General features: G+C 55.3%; 16 protein-coding genes. 10 read left to right on the forward strand and 6 right to left on the reverse strand.

Going from position 1 to position 19644, the window contains the following annotated elements:
* The first annotated feature begins 535 nt into the window (after positions 1-535).
* From KF752_09005 to dinB, 3 genes are all read left to right on the forward strand, one after another.
* Complete coding sequence (locus KF752_09005; GenBank protein ID MBX3421681.1) at positions 536-1885, forward strand: DEAD/DEAH box helicase; 1350 nt, start codon at positions 536-538, stop codon at positions 1883-1885.
* A 117-nt stretch (positions 1886-2002) separates the two neighbouring features.
* A complete protein-coding gene (locus KF752_09010; protein MBX3421682.1) occupies positions 2003-4222 on the forward strand; it encodes an MMPL family transporter in 2220 nt (739 codons plus the stop codon).
* Positions 4223-4433: 211 nt separating this feature from the next.
* Positions 4434-5633, forward strand: coding sequence for a DNA polymerase IV (dinB, locus tag KF752_09015; GenBank protein MBX3421683.1), 1200 nt, complete (start codon positions 4434-4436; stop codon positions 5631-5633).
* Between the two features lie 152 nt (positions 5634-5785).
* Here the strand turns inward: dinB and KF752_09020 are convergent, their stop codons facing one another.
* The 5 genes from KF752_09020 to KF752_09040 form a co-directional block, all read right to left on the reverse strand.
* Positions 5786-6058 (reverse strand): type II toxin-antitoxin system RelE/ParE family toxin, encoded by a 273-nt coding sequence (locus KF752_09020; protein ID MBX3421684.1) that lies wholly within the window; start codon positions 6056-6058, stop codon positions 5786-5788.
* Positions 6052-6309 (reverse strand): CopG family transcriptional regulator, encoded by a 258-nt coding sequence (locus KF752_09025; protein MBX3421685.1) that lies wholly within the window; start codon positions 6307-6309, stop codon positions 6052-6054. The genes KF752_09020 and KF752_09025 overlap by 7 nt, the downstream gene beginning before the upstream one ends.
* A gap of 255 nt (positions 6310-6564) precedes the next feature.
* Positions 6565-6825 (reverse strand): hypothetical protein, encoded by a 261-nt coding sequence (locus tag KF752_09030; protein MBX3421686.1) that lies wholly within the window; start codon positions 6823-6825, stop codon positions 6565-6567.
* Positions 6826-6990: 165 nt separating this feature from the next.
* Positions 6991-7755 (reverse strand): zinc-dependent peptidase, encoded by a 765-nt coding sequence (locus KF752_09035; GenBank protein MBX3421687.1) that lies wholly within the window; start codon positions 7753-7755, stop codon positions 6991-6993.
* Between the two features lie 242 nt (positions 7756-7997).
* Positions 7998-8762 (reverse strand): hypothetical protein, encoded by a 765-nt coding sequence (locus KF752_09040; protein ID MBX3421688.1) that lies wholly within the window; start codon positions 8760-8762, stop codon positions 7998-8000.
* A 522-nt stretch (positions 8763-9284) separates the two neighbouring features.
* On the opposite strand from KF752_09040, the gene KF752_09045 reads away from it, so the two are divergent.
* Together KF752_09045 and KF752_09050 are read left to right on the forward strand one after the other, a co-directional pair.
* Complete coding sequence (locus tag KF752_09045; protein MBX3421689.1) at positions 9285-9809, forward strand: RNA polymerase sigma factor; 525 nt, start codon at positions 9285-9287, stop codon at positions 9807-9809.
* The gene (locus KF752_09050; protein MBX3421690.1) at positions 9799-10998 is read left to right on the forward strand and encodes a hypothetical protein; all 1200 of its coding nucleotides are present in this window, start codon (positions 9799-9801) and stop codon (positions 10996-10998) included. The genes KF752_09045 and KF752_09050 overlap by 11 nt, the downstream gene beginning before the upstream one ends.
* Here KF752_09050 and KF752_09055 read toward each other — a convergent pair.
* On the reverse strand, positions 10920-12623 hold the full coding sequence (locus KF752_09055) for an NADPH-dependent assimilatory sulfite reductase hemoprotein subunit (GenBank protein MBX3421691.1): 1704 nt from the start codon (positions 12621-12623) through the stop codon (positions 10920-10922). The two genes, KF752_09050 and KF752_09055, sit on opposite strands and share 79 nt — an antisense overlap.
* A 438-nt stretch (positions 12624-13061) precedes the next feature.
* Between KF752_09055 and KF752_09060 the strand changes: the two genes are divergently transcribed.
* The 5 genes from KF752_09060 to KF752_09080 all read left to right on the forward strand — a co-directional run bounded on the left by KF752_09060 (position 13062) and on the right by KF752_09080 (position 19629).
* On the forward strand, positions 13062-13598 hold the full coding sequence (locus KF752_09060; protein ID MBX3421692.1) for a MaoC family dehydratase N-terminal domain-containing protein: 537 nt from the start codon (positions 13062-13064) through the stop codon (positions 13596-13598).
* A gap of 19 nt (positions 13599-13617) precedes the next feature.
* A complete protein-coding gene (locus KF752_09065; GenBank protein MBX3421693.1) occupies positions 13618-14880 on the forward strand; it encodes a beta-ketoacyl-[acyl-carrier-protein] synthase family protein in 1263 nt (420 codons plus the stop codon).
* Positions 14881-15081: 201 nt separating this feature from the next.
* Positions 15082-15999, forward strand: a complete 918-nt coding sequence (locus KF752_09070; GenBank protein MBX3421694.1) for an ABC transporter ATP-binding protein — start codon at positions 15082-15084, stop codon at positions 15997-15999.
* 85 nt (positions 16000-16084) lie between these two features.
* Positions 16085-17872 (forward strand): ABC transporter permease, encoded by a 1788-nt coding sequence (locus tag KF752_09075; GenBank protein MBX3421695.1) that lies wholly within the window; start codon positions 16085-16087, stop codon positions 17870-17872.
* Positions 17869-19629, forward strand: coding sequence for a hypothetical protein (locus tag KF752_09080; GenBank protein ID MBX3421696.1), 1761 nt, complete (start codon positions 17869-17871; stop codon positions 19627-19629). The genes KF752_09075 and KF752_09080 overlap by 4 nt, the downstream gene beginning before the upstream one ends.
* Positions 19630-19644: the final 15 nt, after the last annotated feature.

Below are 19644 nucleotides of genomic sequence, written 5' to 3' on the forward strand. Positions count from 1 at the left end.
CTATCCAACATCGGGAAGGGCCGCTTTTGAGCTTACTACAGCCCCTGCCTACCCCCGAATACGGCTGCCACACGAGGTTTTTTCCACTCCTGCTCGACGTTCGCGCGTCACCAATGCCACAACAACAGAGTCTCAGCATTCATCTGACCTATCGACGTGAAACTTCAAAATGCATGAATGAGGGCATTTGTCCGGTCTCACGCGTCTGTGACAGAGTGCCAGAGCGGTTTGTTCAGCATTCTCGTCGCCCAACTCTCCTTCAGTAGCTACCGTCGCCGGGCCGTGGAACCCCGGTGCGCTTGGCAGCTCCCCTCGTCAGACGGTGGCAACCCACCGCTACCACCACCCAGCGATGCTAACACAGGGCATATTCGACGTGACCGCTCATGGAAAAAGCGGCTGACAAAATGGGGTTCTGTCGGTTATCATATCGCTGGACCAGTGACGTCCGTCAAAAGGAGAAAACGTAGTAGTTTGGCTCAGCAACCGCAGATCGCTGCAAAAACTGGCTGGGCAGACTTGGATTTACGGGTATATGGAACCATCCGCAGACAACAGCAATCTACCGCCACCCGCGGAAATAAACAGCTTTGAGCAGCTCGATCTCTCACAGGTAATGATGCGATCGCTGGCGCGGCTGGGCTACGCGACTCCGTCTCCGATCCAGGCTCAATTGATTCCAATTGCCCTGGATGGTCGTGACGTAATTGGTCAGGCTCGAACGGGTACGGGCAAGACCGCTGCATTTTCGATCCCGATTTTGGAGCTGCTTGATCCGCTCAGCGAGTGCCGCAATCCGCAAGCCATGGTTCTGGTGCCGACGCGAGAATTGGCTGAACAAGTACACCAAGAGATGGTCAGATTGGCCTACGGCTGCAAGACGGCGATTACCGCGCTGGCCGGTGGCAAGCAGATGCGACAGCAGATGGCGCAATTGCGAGAAGGTACGCAAGTTGTCGTTGGAACGCCGGGCCGAGTCTACGATCACATCCAACGCAAGACGTTCCGTACCGATGATCTATGGTGCGTGGTGCTGGATGAAGCGGATCGCATGTTGGATATCGGATTCCGGCCGGCGATTGAAAAAATCCTACGTGCCTGTCCGCGCGATCGTCAAACGATGTTGCTCAGCGCCACCATGCCTCCGCCAATCAAGAAACTGACGGAGCGCTATCTAACCGACCCGGTGCATATCAACTGCTCGCAGTCACAAGTGTCAGTCGATACGATCGAACAGCGGTACATCAGTCTGAAACAAGAGGATAAATTCGACGTATTGATCAAGCTCATCATGCGTGAAAAGCCTCGGCAAGCAATCATTTTTTGTCGTACCAAGCGCGGCACAGACCGCTTGCAGCGTCGTTTGCGTGAGACGCTGACAGGCGCAAAAGGGTTTGAAGGCAAACGCATCGAGTGTATTCACGGTGACATGAACCAGCGAGATCGCGATCGAGTCTTCGCCGATCTGCGCAGCGGTACAATCGACCTGCTGGTAGCCACCGATGTCGTCGGCCGTGGCATCGATGTGTCCACGGTATCCCATATTATCAATTTCGATATTCCAATGGATTGCGACGACTACGTGCACCGCGTGGGCCGAACAGGCAGAATGGGGCGGGATGGCATCGCCTTCACGTTTGTGACCGCCAGCGAAGGTCCGCAGCTTACGGCAATCGAACTGAATATCAATCTTCTGCTGCAGCGAGATAGCTTGAACGATGACAAATTGGTCGTCGCGCCACCTGAACCAACTGAGTCTGAAGCGGAACCGGGCAACTCGGATGTGCCGCCAGTAGAGACCGACGAGCTGCCGCAGCCTCGCCGAAAGCGGCTGTTTCCGAAGCGCGCAGTCAATCGACGGCTGGCACGCTTGGGCGGCAAGTAGCTGAGGCTCAAGATCAGTCGTCTGGGCCCAGCGGGCTGAAGTAAGTGGCATGGAGAAATCGCAGAGTGCGACGCTCGAGTTTCAAGGGAATTTGTTTTCGAGTCACAAGACACCGCGATGTTTAGCCCTCCCCTAGTGCAGCGGATTTCTAACTGGGCCGCCTTAGTGACGGTTCTGGGGTTGATCTGGGCTGTCTGGTATGCGGTGCAAATCAAGTTTGGCACAGACTATGTCGAAAATTGGCTGCCGCGTGAGACACCCAGTCGCGTGGCATACGCCGATTTTGCCAAAAGATTTGGCGAAGATCAGGTGTTGTTGCTGGCGTGGCGTGGAGCCAGGCTGGATGATCCGCGAATCGTTCGGGCAACTGAACGGCTGGAAGAACTGCGACTGCAGAATCCGCATTGGCCCATCGTGGCCATTACCAACTCTCAGCAGTCGATCGACCAATTGCGATCCAAGCTCTCAGGGCTCACCGAAGCGGGTGCTATCGAGCGCCTGGCGGGACAGGCTGTGGGGCAAGATGGCAGCAGCTTTGTGGCCATCCATGTGCGCGGCATTATGCCCAAGGAACGCGATCAGATCGTTTCGTCCTTGACACCACTGGTACGATCTCTGGGCATCGAGCCGCGAGATATGGTGATCGCCGGCGAACCCTACCAAACGCACATCGTAGATCTCTATAGTCGGCTATCAATCCAGCGATTTGTACCGTTTTCGATCCTGCTGTCGATGTTGGTGGCCTGGCTGTGCCTGCGCAGTTGGCGACTGAGCCTGGTTGTGTTGGCCCTGGCCGGTGTTGGGCAGTTGTTGGGGATGGCGCTGATTAGCGCCACCACCGGGCAGATGGGGGCAATCTTGATCGTCGTGCCAACGCTGCTCTTCATGCTGACACTTTCAGCGGCCGTGCATTTAGTCAACTATTACGTGGAATGTCGCGCAGACGGCCAGGGATATCCTGGGGCGCGTGCCCTAAAGCTGGGTTTCATTCCCTGCCTGCTGGCAGCCCTGACCACCGCCATTGGTTTTGGTTCACTTGTTGTCAGCGATTTGGAGCCGATTTTTCAGTTCGGCGCACTGGCTGGTGGCGGCGTTGTGTTGGCAACACTACTGCTATTGATGTTGTTCGTGCCGATTACGCGACTTCAAATGCTGGGCACCAAAGACACACAGCCGGCTCAAGATTCAACTTTCCATTTGGCTGAATGCCTGGTGCGATTTACGACCAACCGTCGTCGCTGGATTATTGCCGTCGGCTTGGTGCTGTTTGTGGCAACCGCATTCGGGATTCCACGCTTGAAGACGACCACGCGGTTTGACGGCATGTTCGAAGCTTCGCACCCGTCCGTCCGCAGCCTGCGGTGGGTCGAAGACCGCTTGGGGCCCATCGAGACCATGGAGTTCTTGGTTACGTTTGCCGACCAGCCACAACCTGTGGATGTCTTGGAGCAATTGACTACCGTTCGCCGCTTGCAGAATGTACTCACCAAGCACAATCAAGTTCACAGCACCTTCTCAGCCATCCAACTGTTGCCTCCATTGCCAACGCAGCAAGGTTCACGAGCGACTGTGCGTCGAGCGGTGTATCGTAATCTCATCAATGCCGATTTAGACAATCTGGCCAGTGCGCAGTTGGTCTCGAGCAGTCCGACTGGGAATTGCTGGCGAATTACGGCCAGGTTTAAGACTAAGATCGACGAAGAATTTCATCGCTTGAGAACGGAGTTGGAACAACTGTCGCGCGCAGAACTTGAGATGCTGTTTCCCGAATCTCAAGTGCGACCTGCGCTCGAAATTACCGGTCTGCGCACCGTGATCGAAACTGCCAACACCGTGTTGATGCGTGATCTGATTAGCAGCTTTAGTACGGCCTTTCTGCTAATCACTCCAGTGATGATGATTGTCGCTCGCAGTATAGTCGGCGGGCTGTTGCTGATGATCCCCAACCTTATTCCAGTGGCATTGGTGTTTGGTTTAATGGGTTGGCAGGCTATTCCCTTGGATGTAGCCAGTATCTTAACCGCCAGCGTCGCCCTGGGCATTTCGGTGGACGATACACTGCACTGTGTCTATTGGTATGTACGCGGAAAGAAACACGGGGCGTCGTCGATGGAAGCCACCAATCAAGCCATCCGCCACTGCGCGCGGGCGATGTTATTCACCACACTCATCTCTTGTGGTGCTATGCTGCCATTCATGTTTTGTGAATTTCTGCCCACGGGTCGATTTGCGCTACTACTGATCCTGATTCTTGCTGGCGCCATTATTGGCGATCTGATTCTGCTGCCAGCACTACTGCGCGGCCCGATGGGCCGCTGGGTCGGCAGAAGTCTGTAACTCCATCACATGACCGACAACTTGCCAACTTGCCGTTGTCACAAAGTCCGCACCGAACTCGATTGACTGTGTCTCTAGGGGCCGTCTCTCAGAGGCTTTCTCTCCGGCTGTCCCTAGGCGTGCGATCGGGACAACTCCCCCCTGCCCCGGGCAATCCTGTTATATTACTTCTCAGTACCATTTCCAATTTGGTTAATATCCGGCGGTGCTGATGATCTTGCATGTGGATATGGACGCCTTTTATGCGGCGGTCGAACAGCGCGATCGGCCAGAGTTGGCCGACCGCCCGGTCATCGTCGGCGGCTCGGCGACCGGTCGAGGCGTGATCGCCGCAGCCAGCTACGCCGCTCGCCGCTACGGCATCCACAGCGCCATGCCCACGGCCACCGCCCTGAGGCTGTGCCCCCAGGCCATACTGCTGCCGGTCCGTATGTCCCACTACGCGGACATCTCGCGGCAGATCCGCGACATCTTCCACCGCTACACGCCACTGGTTGAACCGCTGTCGCTGGACGAGGCGTTTCTGGACGTGAGCGGCTGCCGTGAACTGTTTGGCAGCGGCCCGCACATCGCGCGGCGGATCAAGGACGACATCCGCGCCGAAACCGGCCTAGTCGCCTCGGTGGGCGTGGCCCCTAACAAATTCTTAGCCAAGATCGCCAGCGACCTGGAAAAGCCCGACGCGCTGGTCGTGGTCGATCCGCTACGGATTGAAGCCTTCCTCGACCCGCTGCCAATCGGCCGTCTGTGGGGCGTGGGCAAGGTAACCGAGGCGGCCATGCGGCGGCTGGGCGTTGAGACGATTGGCCAGTTGCGATTGCTGTCCGTCGATCAGTTGCGGCAGCAGTTCGGCGAGGGCGGCGAGCAGTTCTGGCGGCTGGCCCGAGGCATCGACCAGCGCTCGGTAGTACCCGATCGGCAGGCCCAGCAGATTTCACACGAGACCACCTTTGCCCGCGACCTGACGGCGATTGAGCCGTTGCGGCAGCGGCTATGGGAACTGACCGACCAGGTAGCCCGTCGACTGCGGCGTTCGGGCCGCGTCGGCCGCACCGTGCAGCTCAAATTGCGGCTGAGCGATTTCCGAACCATCACCCGCTCGCAGTCGCTCGCCCAGCCCAGCGACATCACCGCTGAACTTTGGCACGCCGCTCGCGGGCTACTCGACGCCGCCTCGTCACCGCCGCTACTGGCCCAGGGCATCCGCCTGATCGGCTTTGGCGTCAGCGGCCTGAGCCAACCACCGCTGGAACAACAGCAACTCTTCGCCGACGACTCAACCGCGCAGCGCGCCCGTCACCGTCAGCTCGACCACATCACCGATGCCATCCAGGCCCGCTTCGGCAGTCAGTCCCTGACCCTCGGTCGCAGTTTGACCAAACGACCCTGGGAGTCTAGCGATGGTCGCTAACACACGCAAGCATGGCATGTCATGCTTTGTCGGCATGGCGGACCGAAGCAGCTTGATACCCGACTCGTCTCGTTCAGATCACGCCCACATTAGCGTTTTACCGGTTATCGCCTTAGACCGCTGCATTTGAGTGTGTGGCCCATTGGATGCCACTAGGGAAACGGGAATTCGAGATCGCTTCTTCTCACACGAACGATCTCAAGTGTCTCTTCACGTCGCCGACAAAAGATAGTGTAACTTCCCACACAGGTTGGTCGAATCCCGTCGCCCAAGTCGGCTCGGTCATCGCCTACCTCTGGATGCTTCGCCAGCATGCCACATTTCTCGCCAAGCCTTGCCGACCATTCGCTTGCAGCTATTGGTTTGTCTTTCGCGATCTCCTTGAGGTCCTCTTTTGATTGATCAGAGTACCGAAGTCTCAGCATGGGCTACTTTTCTGCTGAGATGCTTCGATTTCGTCGATCACCGCATCGACTTCCGAGAACAACGTTTGGTCATCACGTGACTGGCCACCATCAAGTTCCTCGATCCCTACTCGAATTTCATTTCGCAACCTCTCGCGCCCCACGAGCAATCGGATACCATCCACTATTGCAGCTTCTTCGTTTTGGTACTTGCCCTGGGCAACCAATCCCTTCACGAACGCGTTGGCTTCGTCGGGTAAATTCAATTTCATAGACTTCTCCAATATCAACGGGGCGTCTGACAAGATTTTGACATAAGCGACTTCGCCACGCCTTTCACTATGGACACATTGATTACCTGAGACGAACGGTCAAATTAGATCTTGGAGCCTCGGTCAGCCCTCCTGTGGTATTTGGGGACTGACCGATCAAGAGCGGTTGTGGTCAATTGGATGGCACCGTCGGTGGCCCGCAGGCCGTCGTTCCCCAGCACAATCCGAGCTCAAGACCGCAGGTTTTTAGCGAAGCTACAGGTCATCCCACGTACTACGCGCCTTCGTCGTCAGGTCGCGAACCACATGCGTGTTAATCATCACGCCTGGACGTTCTTGTGGACCGGAGTTTCTTGGATTTCGCAAATATCCGTTGGTAAAGTCGATCTCGTGCCACTCGCGCACTTTCGCCAGTTGGGCGTGCGGCACCTTGTGCAGTGTTGCGGGCAACAGCGTCACCCGATCCTCGTCCCGCTTGCCGCTCCACGCCTTGACTCCAGCAGCACTGCGATCCATTACCTTCTACTCAATCATTACTCTCATAACGACTGGACAGAAATTGGGGGCAGCCCACCAGCTATCGTCCAGCAAACTATTCCGCCTGTAAGCGACTGCCTCAGCATTCTGCACTGTCCCCAGAGGTTTGTTATGACCGATGCGACCCGCCTGCCGTGATGCGGCTTACATGAACCAGTGTTTGGTCTCAAGTCGATACAGGATAGATAATAGGTGGTACAGTTCGGGATGCCAGTGTGCTAGATTGTGCCCGTCACAGTAAAACGCTTCGGTGGCGACCGCGAAAAATTCGGCCAGGCTCTGCATTCCGTAAGGATCCAAGATCGTCGGCTCGTTTTGGTCAACTGCCGTTCGTAGCAATGAAAGTTCTTTTTCAGCCACAGCTCGCCATTGTTGCTGCAGGCTGGGTGTCGGAAAGGGAGGCAACCCTTCCATGGCTCCGTCCAGACCATCGATGTAATGTGCAAATTCGTGCAGCACTACATGATGGCCTGGTTGACCATTTTGGCAGTCACGCAGGACATCTCGCCATGAGAGAATGATTGGGCCTCCATGTTGGACCATGCCAGACAGCCACTGCCGCTCATTGATCACCCCACTGGCTTGACGCAGATTGCGTTGAGCCGTTGGACGAGGGTAGATCAGAATGGTGCGAGCTTTGTCGAAGCAGTAATCGTCCTCAAACCCGATTAGTAACAGGCAGGCGGCAGCCGCGATGACGACCTGCATTTGGGGAGAAACCTTCAGGCCATCACAGCCTTCAAAGCTCTTTTCAGCGATAAATACTCGAACCAGGCTTTCCAGTCTTTGTTGTTGGCTGCTGTTCAACACCTGCCAGTGCCACAGGTGGTGGGAAATCCACTGTCGCCACTGGGGATTCATGGGGGCCTGCCAGTGGCGGCGACGCCGATTGAGCAGCCAAGAAAACACCTTGAAGTCCCCTTATCCAACTGACAGAGTGCGGATTACGGAAGCCAGTTCAGGCCGCCACCATTTCACCGAAAGCATCGATGGCTGTACAACCCTGGCGATGCTGCTCTCTGTCTTACACGGATACCGTCAGCTAAACAAGTCTGTTCAGCCGGGGCATCACAGATTCTTGGGGACACAGCGTCGCTTACTTGCAACACTATGGCGTTTTCAATCCAAAGCGGGAATAGGTCTATCTAACGTTAAGTAATACGCCCCCGCAGTCGCCAAGTCGTACAACCAGTTAAGGCAAGTAGCGTGAGTACTCCAGCTGAAGGTTCTGGGACGGCTGGCGGACCGCCAAGCGCCGCCGCTTGGTCAGCAGACATCGGTGCGTCATAGATTCTGATCAATCGAACATGCCCGGCTGAGGCTTCAGATGAGAGGAAGTCGTCTCGAAAGAAGTGCAAAATATTGTCCGTTGCACTGGCCACAGCAATGTTCGTGCTGTCGATGACGCTCCCTTGGGAGACGCCATCGATGTAGCCGGAGACTAGATTAGACGTTCCATCGCGAGTCAGGATAAGTCGAAGGTCAGTGTTCGGAGAAAACCCGCCAGCGGGTCCGGCCAACCCAGAGCTGTAAAGGCGAAGTTCAGAACTACGGTTGTACAAACCGCTATCAGAAGTGAGGTTTTTGAAGTCAATAATTTTTTTCCAGCCATCTACTTGTTCAATTCGAAAAATGATTTCGATTGAGTAATTGCCAGGATCTGCAAGGCCATTACTGAGCGACAGGCCTTGGTTTAAGCCGAATGAATAACCTGATGGACTTAATGTCCCACCATGCGAAACCAAATTAGGTCCGCCCAGATCATCGGCGAGACTGTTATTTAACTGGTACTGGTGGATCAAACCGGCCGGCGACGCGCCGGCTGGCAAAATCATCAATCCGGCAATAACAGGCAATAAATACCGCAAGGTTCTATCAATTCGGAATTCAGTGGCCATGGCTGAGTACATTGACATGTTGTCTCTCCAGAATCAATGATGAATCGCAAAGTCACTTAGTCGATTTTCCGCCCATCGTTCACGGAAGCGACTGCGGCACCTGAGATGGAGTTTAATCTCCTTAAACTGCTCTGATAGCGATTTCAATCCCCGAACGCACGGATTCTTCAGGATTTACCGGCCCACGGCCACGCCGTGGCGTAGGCGTTTGGTGGGAATACCCACAAGGGTCGGCGTGCCAATTAAACTCGTCGCGATCGCGTTCGTCTGACAATGTATCACGCTAACTGCGGTCCTCGCTCGTTGGCCGTTTCTGTCTAAGTTCGGCAGTTGTGTCTTGCCTCTAATGGAAATGGAATTCTGAGAGGTTACTCACATCATGATGCTGCATTTGTTGCATAGTCCATCGTCCCGCTGGCTGTTGCTACGATACCAAGAAGACCGAATGAGCTGCCTGAGAGTTCGAATGACACGTTTTTGTTTTTTTGTAAGTTGCCGTACGTTCGTGGTACCAATACTTATAGAGGAAGGCGGGGGCTCTTGATTGAAGATGACCACAAATCGCTGTTCACGATTTGGCTGACCGAGCACGGTTCGTCTGTCATGAAGGTGGCGCGCGCCTATACGTTGAGTAACGACGAGTGCCAAGATCTGGCGCAGCAGATTCTGTTGCAAGCCTGGAGATCCTTGCCGAATTACAAGGGCACCGCAAGTCCGGCGACTTGGTTCTATCGCATCGCGTTGCACACTGCTTTGAATTGGCAGCGGAAGGATAGGCCGCGCCGCACGCGACAACAGCCGCTGTTGGAAACACACGCGGTAGCGGCTTGCGAGCTGGACAGTGTCGAGCAGATTCAGCAGCGAGAGACCGTCGAGCAGCTCTACCAAGCGATTCACCGGTTGCCGAGTACCGATACCGCTTTGGTGCTGCTGTATCTTGATGAATTGAGTTATCGCGAGATGGCCGAGGTCTTGGGCATTTCAGAAAGCAATGTCGGCGTCAAATTGAACCGGGCCAAGAAGTCGTTGGCCGCACTCATGAACGGGCAGACCGATGGAACTTGATAATTACCAAAGGGCTTGGCAAGCCGAAGCAGCTCGGACTCGCGTCATCGTCGACGTAGATGCTCTGTCAGGAGAAGTGCAGCGTTCACAGGGCAGCTTTCATTCCGTGATTCTCTGGAGAGACATCCGCGAAATAGTTGTCTCACTGCTGATGCTGGTGGTGTGGATGTTTCTGGGCAGCAAATTGTCATTGCCGTGGAGCTGGTACCTGACCATGCCGGCCCTGCTGTGGGTGGTCGGCTTCATCGTGCTGGACCGTCGGCGTCATCCGCAACGCCTGAGCGAACCAGGTCAGCCGCTGTTGTACTACGTTAGGGAATCCTTGAGGCAGGTGGAGCATCAGATTTGGTTGCTGCGGAATGTGTTCTGGTGGTATTTATTGCCCTTCACGATTTCGATTGCGGCCTTCTTTGTGCACGTCAGTTGGCAAGCGAGTCGTGACTGGCTGAGTTTTGTCAGTATCGCCGGCTGTATGTGCGGATTTCTACTGGCGATCTATTGGTGGATATATCGCCTGAATCAACGTGCGGTACGTGATCAGCTTGAACCGCGGCGTCGGGACTTACTGAGGCTAATGGAGTATCTCGACAGCGAATCGAACGACGGAGGCTCGGGCGATCTCGTCGATCTTGTGGCGGCTCTCAGCGATCCTGCCGCCCAGCATGGACTCAACTTTTCATGGGCGCAGAACTGGAATCGTCTTGTACCTTCCTGGCGAGTCGCGAACCAAATTCAACTGGCCACGGCCATTGGAGCCTTGGGCGGACTGGTCATTCGGGAATGGTTCGTCTGCGACGACACCATGCCCGAGCTATTTTTGCCCGTGGTGGGAGGTGTCATCGCTTTCGAAATTGCGTTTGCGCTTGCCTGGTGGCAATCTCGTCGGCCCGTTAAGCAGCGCGCGGAAGACGGCCAGCCAGTCCAATGCGTGGCTGAGCAAGTTATCGCCGAAAACAGGTCGGTTCAACAGCCAAGCTCCTGGCCGCGAACTCCGGCGCTGTGCATTTTAGCGCTATTGATATTCGTATCGTTTATGGCCTGTTTAGTGCTGTTACAGTTCGTGAGCAGGTCCGTGTTAACGCCGCTAGCACCTGGCAACTCGGCGGCTGCTCAAGTTGTCGAGCCCACGGCAGATAGATTCTCGATACCGATCCGAGCGCAGAAGTCTCCAAACGTTTCGCTAGGTTGACGCTGGCTTTTGAATTCCACAAAGATTGGTACGAGGGTGGGGACAATGTCATCCAGCGGCACGAGGTCTTTGTAGATCGTTCCCAAACGCTTGCCCAGCAACTGACCACCCAGATAAACGGTGTACTTGCCAACGGCCTTCCCGACCAACCCAATATCGGCGTTATAGGGGCGAGCACAGCCGTTGGGGCAGCCGGTCATGCGCACCGTAAAGGCCTCCTTTTCCAATCCTAACTTGGCTAGCTGGACCTCCAATTGATCGATTACGCTGGGCAGAACGCGTTCGCTTTCGGTTACTGCCAGTCCACAGGTTGGTAGCGACACGCAGGCCATGGACCATTGGCGAACCGTGGAAACCTGCTCGGTCAGCGGAACGCCATTGCGCCGCAAAATCTCTTCCAACTGCGGTAGCGCGGATTCGGCCAAGTCCGTTATCAAGATGCTTTGATTGCCGGTCAGGCGAATGCTTGGACGAAGCTGCGCACATATCTCGCGCAGGGCCGCTTTCCAGCGGCGATCTTGATTGTCGTACAGGCGTCCGTTTTCTACGTTCAGGCCGTAGAAAAACTTGCCGTCTCCCTGAGCGTGCCAACCGTGGTGCAGGTCGACCCCGGTGACATCGTCGGGAGTGCAATCGGCCAGCGGTTGACCAAAATACTTCTCTACTTCAGCGCGGAACCAAGCCAAGCCACGATCGTGAATCAAGTACTTCATGCGTGCCCGCTTGCGATCGGCGCGGTCGCCATTATCTCGCTGGACCTTGACAACGGCTTCAGCAACTCCAACGGCTTGATCGGGAGTCACAAAGGCCATGCGTTGGGCTAGCGCCGGGAAGGTCTTGGCAGCGCTAGGGGTCATGCCCATGCCGCCACCGACCGTGACGTTATAGCCCACGATTTTTCCGTCGCGAACGACGGCGATGAACCCTAGGTCTTGCGTATAGACGTCGATGCAATTGTCTTCGGGCAGCGTCACGCCAATCTTGAATTTGCGGGGCAAATAGGTCGGGCCGTAAATCGGCTCCTCCTCAGGCGCTCCACCACCAGCCAGCGTCTCTTCGCCGGTCTGTTCGTCGCGAACCCACAGTTCATAGTAGGCCTTTGTCTTAGGTGCTAAATGCTCGACCAACGCCTCAGTAAAGCGATACATTTCGTCGTGCACGGGGCTCTTGATTGGCGATGGGCAGCACATGACATTGCGATTGACGTCGCCGCAGGCCGCCAGTGTGCTGAGCTGAATCTGGTTGATGCGGTGAATGGCTGTACGCAGGTTACTCTTGAGAATACAGTGCAGTTGTAGCGCTTGGCGGGTGGTGCACTTGAGTGTGGCATTTCCCAGGCTATCACACAGGTCTAGGTGCGCGATCAACTGATCGGCAGTCAAACGTCCGCCGGGAATTCGGGTGCGCGTCATCATGCTGTAGGACTTGGCCGATTTGCCGCCGTCCTTTTTCCCACGATTGTCTCGGTCGTCCTGCTGGTAGGTGCCGTGGAATTTCAGCAAATTTGTATTGTCCTTCGTGAATTGATCGCTATCGTTGGACAAATCTTGCTCAATCGTGCCCCGCAGTAGACGGCTCGCAGCCTTGACCGTCTCGACGGGACTTAGTTTTCCATCTGCCGACATTATTGATTTTCTCCAAGCATCCAGCTAGCATTCCCGGGCCTCATAGCTTAGGCAATTGACACCAATTACCCAGACACACCCGTGATTCTATGGGTTCAGCGTGTTCGCCAAAAGGTCAGTTGGCTGTTGTTCGTCGTCGCTGGGCGACAGTTTGTCGTCAGCATTCCGCACGTTTCCCAGTTCTTGGAACGTTGCAGAAAGTTAAACTGGGTCGGTGGCAGGCTCTATAGTAGGCCCTCTACCGAGAACCAAGAAAAAAGGTACAGTGTGAGCTTGGTTTTAGGGCTATCCAGGGGTATCCTTCACATGTCGGCCGTATCGTTTGACCGGTACGCGAGAGGGCCGGCTGGGAGCTGCAATGTTGGTCTCGCAGAGTAATCCCGCGCTTGTCTGCAATGCGCTCAACCGCTGGTGGCGCTAAATTAGGAGTCTGGTTGAATGTCGGATGCACTATTTTTCGAGGATTTGCCGGTCGGCGCAAGCTGGAAGAGCCCTGCTCGGACGCTCACGGAGACCGACATCGTAGGCTTTGCGGGAATGACCGGTGATTACGATCCGTTGCATGTCGATCGCGAGTTTGCTGCCGAGACCCCTTATGGCAAGCCGATTGCTCACGGTCTGCTGGGATTATCGCTTATGGCGGGCTTGAGCAGCACCTGCCCGCGAGTTCGAACGCTGGCTCTGGTAAGCGTCGAACACTGGCAGTTTCACCATCCGATCTTCGTCGGGGACACAGTACACGTGATCACCCAGGTCGAGTCGACTCGTCCGCGAGGGCGCCGCAGTGGTGAGGTTGCCTGGTTTCGTAAGCTAATCAATCAGCGGGGCGAGTGTGTGCAGTCAGGCCGCATTGTGACCCTAGTTTCCAGCCAATCCTTCTTGCCTCGCGCCGCCAAGATACCGGAAATGAAGTCCGGCAAGCTGCGTCCCAATCCGGCAAAAATTGACGTCACCCCCAGCGAAGTGCTCGGTTAGACTGAGAGATTCAGGCTGAATGATGACTGTGGACAAGGCGGCTCAGCTTCCCGACGACCAGCGAATCGTCATTACTGGCGTCGGTCTCACTAGTCCACTGGGCAACGATCTGGCCACCTTACGTCAGGCATTGCTGGAAGGTCGCAGTGGCGTACGGGATTACGAGATTCGTTACGTCGGCAAAACCCTGGCTGGAGTCTGTGATTTCCCCGCCACCCAGTATCAGACTCGCAAAGACGTGCGGCGTGGTACACGGGCTGGGGCTGTGGGGATTTGGGCCGCCAATCAAGCCATCGCCGATAGCGGTTTGGATTGGCAGAACGTGGATCGTTCGCAAGTCGGCATCTACATTGGCGTCACCGAGCACGGCAATGTTGAAACTGAAAACGAAATCTATCAGATCAAGCAATTCGACTACGATGTCCAGTATTGGTCGCATCATCACAACCCGCGCACCGTGGCAAACAATCCGGCCGGTGAAATCGCGCTCAATTTAGGTATCACCGGTCCTCACTACACGCTGGGGGCCGCATGTGCTGCCGGCAATGTAGGAATTGTGCAGGGTGCCCAAATGCTACGTCTGGGAGACTGCGATGTCGCCTTGGCCGGCGGAGTCTCCGAAAGCATTCATACCTTTGGGATTTTCGCCAGCTTCAAAAGTCAGGGTGCATTGGCAACACACGACGACCCCACCAAAGCTTCCCGTCCTTTTGATACGCAGCGTAATGGTATCGTGGTTTCTGAAGGCGCTTGCTTGTATGTGCTGGAGCGTTTGAGCGATGCCAAGCGGCGTGGTGCTAACATCGTCGCCGAAATCGTATCGTATGCCATCAACACCGACGCCACGGATTTTGTGTTGCCCAATCCCGAACGCCAAGCGCAATGCGTTGAACTGGCACTGAAGCGCGCGGGATTGCCACCCCAGGCGATCCACATCGTCAGTACTCACGCAACCGGTACGGCCAGTGGCGACGCCCAGGAATGTCAAGCGTTGCGTCGCATCTTCGCAGACTGTCCGGACACGTTCATTAATAACACCAAGAGTTTCATGGGACACACGATGGGCGCTGCCGGCTCGCTAGAGCTGGCCGGAAACCTATTGTCCTTTCGCGACTCCACTTGCCATGCCACGATCAATGTCGATCAATTGGACCCAGAGTGCGAATTGCCGGGCTTGGTGCTGAATCAACCTCGGGAAGTTTCGCAAGTGCGGTATATCCTCAATAATTCTTTTGGGATGTTGGGGATCAACTCGGTGCTCATCGTGCGCAGCATGAACTAGTCGGCCACTGACGATTCCTTCTTGATGAACGTCATGCTGCCGAGCGCAGGCTTCCAGTGGATTCTGTGGATGTTGGGCAGAGGTTCTACTTCCCTTTCAGCCAATTTCCAGGCACAATGGTGGCTTGGCACGACGATCCAAATTCCATGGTTGGTGATTGTTCGGACGCCGTTCATGGCCTGCTCCAGGAAACACTAGTCTATGAGTTCGACTGCAGCAAAAACCGGGTCAGCCACAGTCGCGTCTGCGGACTCGATGGATGTCATCATCGAGACCCGCAATTTAGGTAAAACCTACCGCGATTTTTGGGGCCGCAAGAAAGTAGCCGCTCTCAAATCGCTAGACATCGAAGTTCGGCAGGGCGAGATTTTTGGACTCTTGGGACCAAACGGTTCGGGTAAGTCGACGACCATAAAACTGCTGCAGGGACTGCTGTTCCCCACTTCCGGTCAAGCCTTCGTGTTCGGCAAAGACGCGCGCGATGTCGCCAAAAACGAACGCATCGGCTATCTGCCCGAAGAGTCCTATCTGTACAAATTTCTCAATGCCGAAGAAACGCTCGACTTCTACGGACGACTGTTCGACATGCCCGCCGAAGTGCGCCGCCAACGGACAGAACAATTGATTCGCCAAGTTGGCTTGGCGCACGCGCGTCGCCGTCAGTTACGCGAATATTCCAAAGGCATGACACGTCGCATCGGATTGGCCCAAGCCCTAATTAATCAACCCGATTTGTTGATTTTGGACGAGCCCACCACCGGGATGGACCCGATTGGCACTCGTGAAATGAAGGATTTGATTCTGTCGTTGCGAGATCAAGGCAAGACCATATTGATGTGCTCACACCAATTGGCGGATGTTCAAGATGTGTGCGATCGCATCGCCATACTCCATCAGGGTGAACTGCGCGAGATGGGCCGCGTACAAGAACTGCTGAAGGTTCGCGACGTGACCGAAGTTCATGCCACAGGCTTGTCCGCCCAGACACAGCAAAAAATTGCTGAACTCATCAAGGCGGAGGGCGGTAAAGTGCTGCGTATCGATAATCCGACGACCACGATGGAAGAACTTTTCTTAGATATCGTCCAGAACGATCGACCAGGCAGCAGGCCGAAGTGAGTTCCTTAGGGAAACTGTCGGCAGAGTTGTAGCCTTGGACATGGCCGATTAGCGGCTACTTACCATGGGATAGTTTGAAGAGAAGATGCGACTAGAACCTGAACAGATGTGGGGCTACTTCGAGTGGTTGATCTCGGAAATGGCTCTAGTGCAAGGCCTGCTGGTAGCGGTGGGGATTGCGCTGTTGGCGTTCATCGCCTGCTATTTGGTGGCCAGCGTAAAATGGGGCCCAGCGGAAGGCTTCTACCAAGTCACGCGTGTAATATATGAACTGTTGGCACGCGATCTGCCAAGCACGAGTTTCAAACGCATTTACGCTTTGGCGCGCCTGGCTTTTCAGGAGGCCATTCGCCGCAAGGTGTTGGTGCTGATGGCGGTGTTCATTGTGGTATTGCTGTTCGCGGGCTGGTTCTTGGACACCGGCTCGGACAATGTGGCTCAGTTGTACATTAGCTTCGTGATGACTGGCACCAGCTATTTGGTGTTACTGTTGGGATTGTTTCTGAGCTGTTTTAGTTTACCCACCGATGTCAAGAATAAGACGATTCAAACGATTACGACCAAGCCGGTTCGCAGTACCGAGATCGTGCTTGGCAGGATTCTAGGATTTTCTGGAGTAGGCACGCTGTTGCTGCTGGGGATGGGATTGCTGAGCTATGGATTTGTCACGCGAGGCATCGTGCATCAACACGAAGTGGAATCCATTGCTCAAGATCAAACGGGCAACACGACGTACGATGCGCGTCATGCGCACACTTTTGAAATGCTGCCCGGCGAGAAGCTAGGTGTAACGAGTACGCTGAAAGGCCACTCGCATGTCGTGCGGCAAAAGGATGACGGCACCTATGAGATCGGACCGCCCGAAGGTCTGCTGCTGGCTAGAATTCCGATTTTCGGCAAATTGCACATGACCGATCGTAGCGGCAACGTTGTGCGTCGCGGTATCAATGTGGGGTACGAATCGGAGTATCAGACCTACATCGAAGGCAATTCTCCGATGTCAGCCGTGTGGACGTTCGCGCCAGTAAACCAAGCTAATTTTGTGGATGCTACGCTGCCCATTGAGATGACGCTACAGGCCTTCCGCACCCTCAAGGCCGACATTGTGACCGGGGTGCGCGGTGAATTGTTTCTGCGAAACGAACAAACGGGCGCGGAAACCGAACGCCGCCCGTTTATCGTGCAAGAGGGTGTGGTGGATCGCCAAGAGTTCACCAGTGTGCTTCCCGGATCCAAGCGTGGGCAACCTACCGAAGTCAACATTTGGGACGATATCTGCAGCGCTGGTAATTGGCAGGTCATCGTGCGCTGCGTCGATCGCGGGCAGTACTTCGGCATGTCGCAAGCTGATCTGTATGTGCGCGCTGGCGAAAGTCGCTTCGGCTGGAATTTGGCCAAGGGTTTTGTGGGGATTTGGCTGCAAATGATCATCGTGATCTGTTTGGGAGTGATGTTCAGCACCTTCCTGAGCGGACCTGTGGCCATGGTAGCAACTTTATCCAGTCTGGTGCTGGGTTTCTTCGGCTCGCTGGCGTTGGACGTTGCCTCCGGGGCGGCACCGGGTGGCGGACCGCTCGAATCGTTGATCCGTATTCCCATGCACACGGCAGCCACTATCGAATTGGATCTGGGTAACAATGTGCTCGAGTCAGCCATCCAGTGGTTTGATCGAGGCATTCTGTACTCGGTGGCCGCGTTGTTTCATGCCTTGCCAAGCTTCGCGCAATTCAACACGTCCGAATTCGTGGCCTACGGCTACAATATTCCGGGCAGCTTAGTATGTCGCCATTTGACAATGGCTGCGGCCTATTTTGTACTGTGCAGCGTCGTGGGTTACTTCTTCCTAAAGACTCGTGAGCTGGCGTCGTCATGAACACCTTAAAGCTTCGCCGACGCTTGATCTACATAGCCGCCATTGTGGCGCTGTTGGTGCCACTCTACTTCCTGGGGCATCCATCAGTGCGAGATGACGAAGGTGAAATCGTCCGTGAAGGCGGCAATTTGGCTCAGATTCGCAGCAATTACGATCTCAGTCATAGCGACCTTGGGGAGCTCGACCCGGCCAGTGAGTCAGCGCGATTGGCCACCCTGGGGCTGCGCGGCGTGGCAGCCACTATTCTGTGGCAACGCGCCGAGTACTACAAGCGCGAAAAGTACTACGATCGCTTGGCCGCTACCGTAAACCAATTGCGCATTCTGCAACCCCATTTTGTCAAAGTCTGGGGATTTCAGGCTCACAATTTGGCTTGGAATGTGTCGGTGGAATTCGACGATTATCGCCAGCGGTATGCGTGGGTGAAAAAAGGTATCCACTTTCTGATCGACGGTTCTAAGTTCAACAAAACGCGCACGGAGATGCCGTTTGAGCTTGGCTGGGCGTTTGGCAATAAGCTTGGGATGTCCGACGAAAGAGTTCAGTTCCGCGAGCTGTATCGCAACGACCGCAATTTTCACAACGAAGTTTTGGATCGCAGCAAGCTCGATCTAACGCAACAAGCTGGGCAAGGGCCTGACGGCAAGCCGGACAATTGGCGCGGCGGTGCTTTGTGGTCCCAACGCGCGTACGATATGGTCGACGCGGGCTACAAGCCAGCTCGTACTCCACTGATGTTCTACAGCCAAGGTGCTCAGTGGCAGTATAAACATGCTAGCGCAATTCAGGACGAAGGGCACTTGGGCGAAGAGGCCCGCAACGCTTGGAGACAAGCCGGTACCGCCTGGCGCAACTATGGTCAGCGACAGATTCGCACCAGTTTTGGTTCTACCATCTTCTTAAACGAACTTACGTCAGCCCGCGAAAAACGCGACCAACTGCAACAGGAACTGTACCAGCATGCTGGTGAGACCTACCAAGCTGCCTACCAAAAACAGCGACAACAACTCACGCCTCTTCAATTGGCCGCATTGGACAAGGATCCTGCTAGTCTTACCATGCAGGAATTGACCGCAGTCGAAACCGCGCGCACAGCTTTGACAGTTTCGACTAGCGAGCTGATCGACGCGTTGCCTGCTGACAAGCGACCACGGGCTCTCGAATTGGCTAATCAGCTCAAGCTGGCCGCAACGCACGTTGAGCATATCGATCGTTATCGCAATCAGGTTAATTACGCTTATTGGGAGGCTCGGTGCGTCGCCGAACAGGACGATGCAGCCCTGGCGGCTCGCCGTAGCATGTTTGACGCGCAACAGTTGCTGGATTTGGGTAAGCTGCAGGAGTGCTTAGAGCGGTACGAAGACTCCTGGCGATCGTGGAATGCCCTGTTTAATCGCTTCCCGGCTGTGATGGTGGATGACACCGCCGAGGAAGTCGAATTGGCTGCACAGAGATACTTGCAGCTTCGCGATCTGCCTGAGCCTCCACAAGACTTTCCGCTCACAAAATTCTTGAGGTTTCGCCAAATATACAGGGATGCTCAGGGAGACAAGACGACGCTCGTTAACATTATTGCCGACTGGCCCAAACGTTTTCCAGGGCGGAATTTCCTGGATGATTTAATTCCGGATAGCTCGGCCGCGATTACTGCAGACCCGCAGCCCGAATCCGAAACGCAGCCCGAGCCTGAATCGCAGTTGGATTCTGAGGAACCAGCAGCGCCGGAAACTGAAGTTACTGCGGCTGAACCAGCATAACCTAGCTGCCGGTGT

This window comes from Pirellulaceae bacterium (genome assembly GCA_019636385.1).
Taxonomy (GTDB): Bacteria; Planctomycetota; Planctomycetia; order Pirellulales; family Pirellulaceae; genus Aureliella.

What these genes read in the sequence shown, in the direction of transcription:
- KF752_09005 (MBX3421681.1), top strand. Translation starts at nt 536, where the DNA reads ATGGAACCATCCGCAGACAACAGCAATCTACCGCCACCCGCGGAAATA.
- KF752_09010 (MBX3421682.1), top strand. Translation starts at nt 2,003, where the DNA reads ATGTTTAGCCCTCCCCTAGTGCAGCGGATTTCTAACTGGGCCGCCTTA.
- dinB (MBX3421683.1), top strand. Translation starts at nt 4,434, where the DNA reads ATGATCTTGCATGTGGATATGGACGCCTTTTATGCGGCGGTCGAACAG.
- KF752_09020 (MBX3421684.1), bottom strand. Translation starts at nt 6,058, where the DNA reads ATGCTGAGACTTCGGTACTCTGATCAATCAAAAGAGGACCTCAAGGAG.
- KF752_09025 (MBX3421685.1), bottom strand. Translation starts at nt 6,309, where the DNA reads ATGAAATTGAATTTACCCGACGAAGCCAACGCGTTCGTGAAGGGATTG.
- KF752_09030 (MBX3421686.1), bottom strand. Translation starts at nt 6,825, where the DNA reads ATGGATCGCAGTGCTGCTGGAGTCAAGGCGTGGAGCGGCAAGCGGGAC.
- KF752_09040 (MBX3421688.1), bottom strand. Translation starts at nt 8,762, where the DNA reads ATGTCAATGTACTCAGCCATGGCCACTGAATTCCGAATTGATAGAACC.
- KF752_09050 (MBX3421690.1), top strand. Translation starts at nt 9,799, where the DNA reads ATGGAACTTGATAATTACCAAAGGGCTTGGCAAGCCGAAGCAGCTCGG.
- KF752_09055 (MBX3421691.1), bottom strand. Translation starts at nt 12,623, where the DNA reads ATGTCGGCAGATGGAAAACTAAGTCCCGTCGAGACGGTCAAGGCTGCG.
- KF752_09060 (MBX3421692.1), top strand. Translation starts at nt 13,062, where the DNA reads ATGTCGGATGCACTATTTTTCGAGGATTTGCCGGTCGGCGCAAGCTGG.
- KF752_09065 (MBX3421693.1), top strand. Translation starts at nt 13,618, where the DNA reads ATGATGACTGTGGACAAGGCGGCTCAGCTTCCCGACGACCAGCGAATC.
- KF752_09070 (MBX3421694.1), top strand. Translation starts at nt 15,082, where the DNA reads ATGAGTTCGACTGCAGCAAAAACCGGGTCAGCCACAGTCGCGTCTGCG.
- KF752_09075 (MBX3421695.1), top strand. Translation starts at nt 16,085, where the DNA reads ATGCGACTAGAACCTGAACAGATGTGGGGCTACTTCGAGTGGTTGATC.
- KF752_09080 (MBX3421696.1), top strand. Translation starts at nt 17,869, where the DNA reads ATGAACACCTTAAAGCTTCGCCGACGCTTGATCTACATAGCCGCCATT.